This window comes from Nocardia sp. NPDC051900, assembly GCF_044452545.1.
Lineage (GTDB): Bacteria > Actinomycetota > Actinomycetes > Mycobacteriales > Mycobacteriaceae > Nocardia > Nocardia sichangensis.
Genome location: NZ_JBITBU010000004.1, coordinates 423,290 through 432,258, shown reverse-complemented (window position 1 = coordinate 432,258; position 8,969 = coordinate 423,290). Strand labels below are relative to the sequence as shown.

Sequence of the window (8,969 nt, the reverse complement as noted above, 5' to 3'; positions counted from 1 at the left end):
CAAACCTCTCGGCCCCGCACGGAAGCCGGTGTTTCGGATCCCGATTCCAGCGCCGCGGACCCGTGGCACATCTCGCACGGCGCCGCTACTCCGATCGCGCATCCCCGGAGAAGATCCTGGTTCCGAGGCAAGTAACCGAGGAGAGACACCTGCGATCGGGCATCGTACATGCCGGGTCAGGGGCGGAATCAAGCCGGTACGTCCGCGACCGGCCAGACGGCCGAGCGAGGGGCCGCAGGACCTCCCCGCCCACACCTTCGATCGACAATGAATTACCGGTCGACAGTTATAGCAATAAACTGGCAACCACAGTTCTTTCTACCAATAGACACCACTTCCATCAATCGTCGCAGCGTCCCGACAATTCCATACGAGTGCCCATTCATCGACGCCGAAACAATCTGCATCGGGTACCGTCTCGCAGCACATACTTCCGTTCGGCAGGGCGCTCATATCAGGCGATGAATTGTTTCCACGCTTCCGTGTGCGCCGAAGATCGCTGCCGGAAAGGGGTGGTTCCCGAGAGAAGTCCAGCGTCCACCACGCTTTCACGCACGGCCGGACGGCGGTCGATCAGCGCTCACGACGGACATCGTCCCGGTCAGGCCCCGGATTCGAACGGCCGATAGCAGGCCGGGCAGGCACCGGCGACCGGCGACCATGCCGGGGCAATCGGCACGACCGCCGCGCCGGACGCACACCGGCACAACGCTGAAGACATTTTGCCCGCAAGGGAATCGGGGCGGCGCCGCAGCCGTGTGCTGGTCCACCGGATGCGGCCGAAAAATTCTTGGTAGGAGAGTTCGGCAAATCGGCGTGGTGTCCCCTGCCGCACGCCAGGACCCGGCGTATGGACAATCACCGGGACGACGCGACGTCCGGCAGCACCGCTCGCTCACTCGCCCGTCCCGGACCGACCGCCGTTATTGTGGGGATCGGCGCGGGCGCGCCGGATCGGCGCCGACGTCGCACCGCCTTCTCTGCTTCGATGACGATCGGGACCACGAGCGACCAGCCCAGGCAGGCCAGCCACTGACCACCCGTCAGCGACCTCGTCATCAGCAGATCCTGCAGGAACCCGATCTCGACCGCGAACACGGTGACCACGACCGGAATCGACAGGATCTTCACCGCGCCGAGAACCGGTGCGGTGACGCCGGACTCCGGGTCGCGGCGCATGACCAGGCCGCTCAGGATGGAACCGAACGACAGCACCACGAACGCCATGGTCATCGGGACACTCGCCGTAGTCGTGCTCATCTCCCCCGGCGCGAGGAGCATCGCGGCGAGCGTCACGGCCAGTTGCACAGCACCGTAGGCCAGCCACTGCACGAACGAATTCCGGTTCGCGATCGGCTTCGCCGGGTCGCGGGGCGGCTTGTTCATCAGGTCCGGCGGCGGCGGATCGAGCATGATCACGGCGACCGGGAACAGGGTGATGAAGAAGTGCTGGAACAGCACCATGAGCGGGGTCAGCGCGACCCCGTCGTTGATGTCGAAGACGCTGGCGACGAGGAACAGCGCCACCAGCGCGAACAGCTTGGACATCTGATAGCGGATATAGGACACGATCTTGTCGTAGATGCCGCGCCCCAGCCGGATCGCGGTGATCAGGGTCCCGAAGTTGTCGTCGGTGAGCACCATCTTGCCCGCCTGCTTGGTGACTTCGCTGCCCGATCCCATCGCCACGCCGATATCGGCCTTCTTCAGGGCGGCGGCGTCGTTGACCGCGTCGCCGGTCATGGCCACCACGTCACCGCCGCGCTGCATCAGGTCGGCCAGCCGCAGTTTGTCCTGCGGGGTGACCCTGCCGAACACGTGCAGATTCGGCAGGGCCGCCGACAACTGCTCGTCGGTCATCGCCTGGAGTTCGCCGCCGCCGATCGCACCGGGCCCGAGGCCGAGTTCGGCGCCGATCGCGGACGCGGTGATCGCGTGATCTCCGGTGATCATGCGGACCTCGATGCCGGCCGCACGCGCGGTGCGCACCGCCTCGATCGCCTCGCGCCGCAGCGGATCGATGATCCCGACCATGCCGACGAAGGTGAGTTCCCCGACGAACGACATCGGGTCGGCAACGGCGGCTTCCTCCTGCTCGTCGAGCAAGCGTGCGGCGAAGGCCAGCACGCGCAACCCCTTCTCCGACATGGCGCGATTCGCGGCCGCGATCTCGTGCCGCATGTCGTCGATCGGCACGGCTCGCCTGCCCGGACGGTACGCGGTCGCGCACCGGTCCAGGACGACGTCGGGCCCGCCTTTGACCAATTCGACGAACCGGGTGCTCCCGTCGACTTCCAGGTGGTGGAACGTCGCCATGAATTTGTAGGCCGAATCGAACGGCACTTCGGCGACCCGGGGGTAGGTTCGGCGGGTCAGGGGTGCGTCGACGCCGAGCTTGGCCGCCAGCACCACCAGCGCCGCCTCGGTCGGATCGCCCACGACCTCCCCGCTGTCGGCGACGGTGGCGTCGCTGTCCAGGCACAGCCCGTAGGCCAGCAGGGTGAAGTCCGGCGCCGCCTGCCCGGCGGCGTGGGTGATCGCCCCGGACTTGTCGTACCCCTGGCCCTCGACGGTGTACCACCGGCCGTGGAAGTACAGCGACCGCACCGTCATCTGGTTCATCGTCAGCGTGCCGGTCTTGTCGGAGTTGATGGCGCTCGTCGCGCCGAGTGTCTCGACATCGGTGAGGTTCTTGACGACGGCCTTGGCCTCGGCCAGCCGGCGCGCCCCGTAGGCCAGCATCGCCTGCACGAATGTGGGCAAGCCGGTCGGGATCGCCGACACGCCCATCGAGATCCCGAGCAACAGCACCGCCGTGATGCTCTGTCCGCGAATCGCCCCGATGATCACGATGATCGCCACCGCCGTCCAGGCGACCGCGCCCAGCACCTTCGTCAGCGCATCCAGCTCCCGTTGCAACGGCGACTTGCTCGGGGCGACCGCCGAGAGCATCGACGCGATCCGGCCCATCTCGGTGTCCGAGCCGGTCTCGGTGACCACCATGGCGGCGGTGCCGCGCGTCACCGACGTGTTCTGGAAGACCATGTCGGCCCGGTCGCCCAGGGCGACGTCGGCGGCGCCGAGCGTGTGGGCGTCCTTGGCGACGGGCGCGCTCTCCCCCGTCAGCGCCGCTTCCTGGGTCTCGAGGGTGGTGGATTTCAACAGCCTGCCGTCCGCGGGGACGATGTCGCCTGCCTCCAGTTCGACGATGTCGCCCGGCACGAGCTCGGTCGCGGCACAGCGCGTCAGCGACCCGTCGCGCACAACCCGCGCCTGCGGCGTCTGCATCCTCGCCAGCGCGTCGACGCTGGCCCGCGCCTTGACCTCCTGCTGGGTACCCAGCACGACATTGAGCCCGACCAGCACCCCGACCACGATCGCCGTCGGAATCTCGCCGATGATCACACTGACCACCGTGACCACCAGCAGCATCAGGTTCATCGGATCCTTCGACTGCAGCAACGCCATCGCCCAGACCGACGGCGCGGGTTCCGCGGCGAGCTCGTTGGGCCCGTATCGCTTTCGCCGTTCCTCGACGTCGAGTGCGGTCAGGCCGGACTGCCGGTCCGAGCCGAGAGCCGCCAGCACCGCGTCCGCGTCCTGCGCGTACCAGACCGGTCGCCTCTCCGAGTCGGCCTGACGTACGCGGTCCCGCGCTGATTCCGTCGTTGCCATGTCCCGCTGGTCCTTTCTCGGCTGGGACCGCATGGCAGGTTCTCCAGCGCCCGATCCGGACGTGAGCGGGCACGAGGCCCCGATCGCCATGATGTCGCAGTGAGATATCCAGACAACCACGGGCAAGCGATGGGCACACCGGATTGACCCAACAGAGACAGCACCGCGACCGACGGGCGGTCAGTGCTGTTCATCGCGGCTCGCAAACGACCTTCACCGCGTTCGAACGACGATCAAAGGCACCTCCACCGAGTGCAGCAGGGTGTTGCTCGTCGAGCCCAGCAGCATGCTGGCGAACCCTCCTCTGCCGTGACTGCCGACCACAACCAACTGTGCGTTCGCCGACTCGTCCAGCAACGATCGTCCCGGCCGGCCCGCCGTGACGACGCGACGTACCGCGACGTCCGGGTAGCGATCGGCCCAACCGGCCAGACTCTCGGCCAGCACCGCCTCCGCCGACTCGCGCGCGCCGTCCCAGCCGCGGACCGGCGCGTCCGGACCGCTGGTGTCGCTCCACGCGTGCAGCGCGACCACGTCGACCTTTCGGCGCGACGCCTCCTCGAACGCCAGTTCGACGGCGGCCACACTGTTGTCGGTCCCATCGACGCCCACCAGCACGGGCTGCCGGGCCGACACGGCGTCGATCGCCGCGATGCCATGGATCACCGCGACCGGGCACCGCGCGTGATGGGTGGCCGCGGTGCTCACCGAGCCGAGCAGCCCCCGCTGGAACGCACCCATCCCGCGACTGCCCACCACCAGCATCCACGCTCGCGCGGACCTTTCGATGAGCATGGGAATGATCAGTTCGAAAGTCACCTCGGTGGTGATGGCGGGTTCGGCGCCCGGCACTGCCGTGCGCGCCACCCGCGCCGCCTCCGTGAGGATGCGCTCGCCGTCGTCGCGCAACCACTCCAGATCGGCTTCTCCGAGCGACATCTCGGGGCCGAAACCGGTCTGGATCGCCATCGAAGTGACGATGTGCAGCGAGCGGTGATGCAGCGCGGCTTCGACCGCCGCCCAAGCGACCGCCTGGTACGAGCTGGCCGAGCCGTCGACGGCCGCCAAGACAGGAAAGTCGAGATTCGTTTCGCGCGAGGCGCTTTCGGTAGTCATGAAGATTCCCTCCGTCGAGAGCGGCGCCGCAGGCGTCCCATCGGCCGTCCACGCCGCCGCTGCCATCGGCATCGAGCATCTCGCGTCCCCCACGAAGTCGGCAGAGACGAAGGTCATTCTCCGGGCGGGCCGTCGGACCTCTGCCGGAGGCTGCTTTTACGATTCGTCGGTCTCGGCCGGGTCATCCCGGCTCCGCGCGGCCGGTCGCCGTGGCAACCTGCCGGTGGCGAACAGCGGCGCGATGGCGAGCAGGGCAGTCACGGCCAACGCCACCCGCAAGGCTTCCAGCCGCGCCTCGGAGTTGACGGATATGACGGCGTCCGCGGTGGACTGCTGCACTCCGGCGGCATGGAGGGCATCCTCGAGTTGGGTGTTGGACAGGAACGGCACGCCGCCCGCGAGTTCGGTGGTCGCCCGCTGCTGCACCGACGCGGGAACCGCGGGATCGTTTTCGATGCCCGCGACGACCGACGAGGTCAGGGTCGCGATCAGCACCGAGCCGATCAAGGCGGTGCCGAGCGATGCGCCGAGATTGGTCACGGTGTTCTGCAGCCCGCCGACCGCGCCGCTCTGCGCATCGGGCACCGACGAGACGGTGACCGCCCCCAACTGCGAGGCCAGAGCGCCCAGTCCGAGTCCCATCAGCAGCATCGGAATCGAGACCACCCCGGCGTTCGCTGCGGGGTCCATACCGGCGACCAGAATCAGGATGCCGGTGATCATCGAGCCCAGCCCCAGCCGTACCACCCGTCGCGGGTTCGCCCGCGGCCGGAACTTCGGAATCGCCGTCGCCGCCAGAACCAGCGCCACCGACAGCGGCAGGATCCGCACGCCCGTTTCCACGGCGCTGAGTTCGAGCACCACCGACAGGAACAGCGGAACCGCGAAGAACACCCCCGCCTGCACCGTGAACTGAGCGAAGAACATGCTCAGGCCGCCGGTGAGCTGCCGATTACGCAGCAATCCCGGATCCACCAGCGGCTCCCGGCCCGTGTCGACCAGATGGGTCTGCCACCGCAGGAACAGGTACGAGACCAGCAGTCCGGCGATCAGCAGCCAGATGACCGGGGAGAGCCCGAGCACGGCGGGAGCGCCCGGCTTCACCCGCACCCAGCCCCACGTGCTCGACCGCAGGACGCCGAAGACGACCATGCCGAGCCCGGCCACCGATAGCAGCGAGCCCACCAGATCGAGCCGTACCTGCTCCGCGGGGGCGTCCTCGATCCTGCGGAGCACCAGCAGGATCAGTACGACGATGACGACCTCGCCGAAGAACACGTACCGCCAGGACGCGTATGTCGTCACCGCGCCGCCGAGCAGCGGCCCCACCGCGACCGCCATCGCGCCGGCCGCCGCCACCAATCCATAGGCCGCCGCGCGGCGTTCCGGGGCGAAGTTCGCAGCGACCAGGGACACGATCGCGGGCATGATCAGAGCCGCTCCGATCCCCTCGAGCAGCGACCAACCCAACAGCAGAACCGGCAGATTCGGCGCCAGGCCGGTGGTGCAGGAACCGGCGCCGTAGATCACCAGCCCGAGGCCGAACGCCCGGCGACGGCCCACGATGGAGCCCACCTTCCCGCCGGTCAGCATCAGCGTCGCCATCACCAACGTGTAGAGGGTGATCGCGGTTTGGATTCCGGTGATCGTCGTACCGACGTCCTGGGCCACGGTCGCCATCGACACGTTCATCACCGAGCTGTCGAGCGTCATCAGGAATTGGCCCGCGGCCAGTACACCCAGTACCAGAACGGAATTCGGCCTGGCCTGCGATACCGAAGAACTCTCGATGCTCATGTCTCGGTTCCGTCCCGGTCTCGGCCGAGAGCCGGGGCCCGAGCCACTCGGCTACGGCGGCGGTCGCCGTGCCGGAACCGAGCAGCGCCCTGGCGTCGGCGATCTGTCGGCGGGCGACTTGCCGGGCCACCTGCCTGGTTTTCTGGTCCGGTGGCCGAATCGGCCACGCGCCCCCGCCGTCGGACGACCGCCGACGGTCGGAAGGGAACGCCGCAACATCCACCTCATTTGATCACAGACGTCCACCGCGGACCCGCAATTGCTCGCGGTGACCGGCTTCGGGTCACCGACCCGTTGCGCTTCGCTACGGCGACCTATCCCTGCTCGCCGAGCAGTCTGACACCCGTCACGATCGTGGGTTCGATAGCGATGACGGTGTCCATGAGCCCATCGGCCCACGGGCGCAGCAGCCCCGTATAGCGCGCGATCCGTTCGGGGTCGGTGACCGTACGCGCGAGACCGGTCACGACGACCGACCAGCCCACATGGCTCACCGCGTCGATGTCGTCGGCCTCGTACGCCACGACGACGGACGGATCGGCACGGACGGTGTCGGTGAGCCGTGAGGTGACCCGGGTACGCACGATGACCACACCGCCGTCGACGAAATGGTTGACCGGGCGAATCGCGGGCAGTGCGTCGCGAGTGAACACCACGCGTCCGTAGGCGACGCCGGCCAGCAGCCGCAGCGCCTCCTCGCGGTCGATCTCGACCATCGTGCGGCCCGCTACGCCGTGGTCCGCGACACGGCCGTTCGAGGCGATCATGATCTCGGGCCGGGGCACATCGCGCGTGCATCCACCTGGCAACAACCTCGCTCTCCGGTCTTCACTCGACACCACGGCCTCCCATATCATCACCGAGTCCTACTGCCGGACAGGGCAGAAAGTCCCCGATCCGTCCTCTTCGCGCAGCCGGTCCCGGCGGCTCGGGCCGCACCGCCGTGAAGGCGCGTCACGGTCGGATCTCCTCGGGCCGGGACGGTCGCCGGATCCCGGCCCGCTCCCGCAGCCGCCGGATCTCCCGCTCGATGCCTTCGGCGAGCACGGCGATATCGGGAGCGGTGTCATAGTCTCCGGTGATGCCGAAGGTCAGGTGGCCCGCGTAACTGAGGACCGCGACCGCCGTGCGCAACCGCATGGCGATCGGCATGGCAGGCAGAAGTTCCGACACCACACGCCCGCGCACGGTCAGCTGTTCACGCGGGCCGGGCACATTCGTCACCAGCGCCCCCACGGTTCGTTGCGGAAACCGTGCCAGCAGACGAAGACTCCATGCCAGGGGCGCGAACGGCACCAGGCCCGCCAGCGCGAGCACCGATTTCTCCGCCTGCGCTTCGCCTCCCGACTTGTGCCGGTTCATCCGTTCCCGGATCGCCCTCAGCCGCTCCACCGGGTCGGCGACCTCGATCGGCAGGAACGGCAGCACCGCCGAAACTCGGTTGTCCAGTGTGTATTTCGCTTGTTCGGAGCGCATGGAGATCGGGACGAGAATACGCAGTTTGTCCGGAGACGGCCGTTCGTCGCGGCCGACCAACAGTTCACGATAAGCGGCGGCGACCGCGGCCAGGACGACATCGTTGACCGTGACGCCGAACACCGCGCCGATCTCATGGACATCCGACAGGGCGGCCCGGGCCACGACATACCGGCGCTGGCGTCCGATGGGACCGTTCAGCGAGCACTCGGTGGCCGGCGACACGACGGCGGACAGCAGCGGCGCCAGACCGCGCGTCATGGCGACCACCGACCGCGGCACGACGACAGGTAGCCGCGACAGTTCTCGAACCAGATCCGGCCGGCGCACCTCGGTACGGCTCGGTGGCTCGGTCACCGGATCGTTCGGCTCCTCGGCCACGGCATCGCAGAAACTTCGGAACACCGAGATGCCGGATACGCCGTCCACCAGACTGTGATGCGCTTTGACCAGCAGTGCCCAGCGGTCCGCCGCGAGGTGTTCGACGACGACGCACTGCCACAGCGGATGGTCGCGATCGAGTCGCTCCTCGAGTTCCGTCGCCACCAATTCGCACAACGCGGCCTCGTCACCCGGCGCGGGCAGTGCGGTCCACCGAATATGGTGTGCGAGATCGAAATTGGGGTCGTCCTCCCACACCGGCGTGGCCAGGTCGAGCGGCGCCCGCCGCACCTTCTGGCGCAAGCGCGCGTTCCGCCGCACGCCCTTGGCGACTACGCCGCTCAGCTCGGACCTGCTCGGTGGGGCACCGGAGATGATCGCCACCGCGCCGATGCCGAGACTGATATGCCGGTCGGAGTCCTCCAGTTCCATGAAGCCGGAATCGAGGGGTCGTAGTTCTGTCATGGGGATGCTCATTCGAGTCGCTTCGTCTCTCCAGCATCGCGCGAAGCGTCGGTTCAGAT

At 68.0% G+C, this 8,969-nt stretch carries 5 protein-coding genes; all 5 read right to left on the bottom strand.

The features are described 5' to 3' along the window. Nucleotides 1-858: 858 nt before the first annotated feature. Nucleotides 859-3,675 (bottom strand): cation-translocating P-type ATPase, encoded by a 2,817-nt coding sequence (locus ACIA5H_RS09030; RefSeq protein WP_397074988.1) that lies wholly within the window; start codon nt 3,673-3,675, stop codon nt 859-861. A 213-nt stretch (nt 3,676-3,888) separates the two neighbouring features. Beyond that, nucleotides 3,889-4,791 (bottom strand): universal stress protein, encoded by a 903-nt coding sequence (locus ACIA5H_RS09025; RefSeq protein ID WP_355075335.1) that lies wholly within the window; start codon nt 4,789-4,791, stop codon nt 3,889-3,891. Nucleotides 4,792-4,947: 156 nt separating this feature from the next. Continuing rightward, complete coding sequence (locus ACIA5H_RS09020) at nt 4,948-6,588, bottom strand: MFS transporter (protein WP_397074985.1); 1,641 nt, start codon at nt 6,586-6,588, stop codon at nt 4,948-4,950. Nucleotides 6,589-6,902: 314 nt separating this feature from the next. Next, nucleotides 6,903-7,355, bottom strand: coding sequence for a pyridoxamine 5'-phosphate oxidase family protein (locus ACIA5H_RS09015; protein WP_397075057.1), 453 nt, complete (start codon nt 7,353-7,355; stop codon nt 6,903-6,905). Between the two features lie 187 nt (nt 7,356-7,542). Next, the gene (locus ACIA5H_RS09010) at nt 7,543-8,910 is read right to left on the bottom strand and encodes a wax ester/triacylglycerol synthase family O-acyltransferase (RefSeq protein ID WP_397074983.1); all 1,368 of its coding nucleotides are present in this window, start codon (nt 8,908-8,910) and stop codon (nt 7,543-7,545) included. Nucleotides 8,911-8,969: the final 59 nt, after the last annotated feature.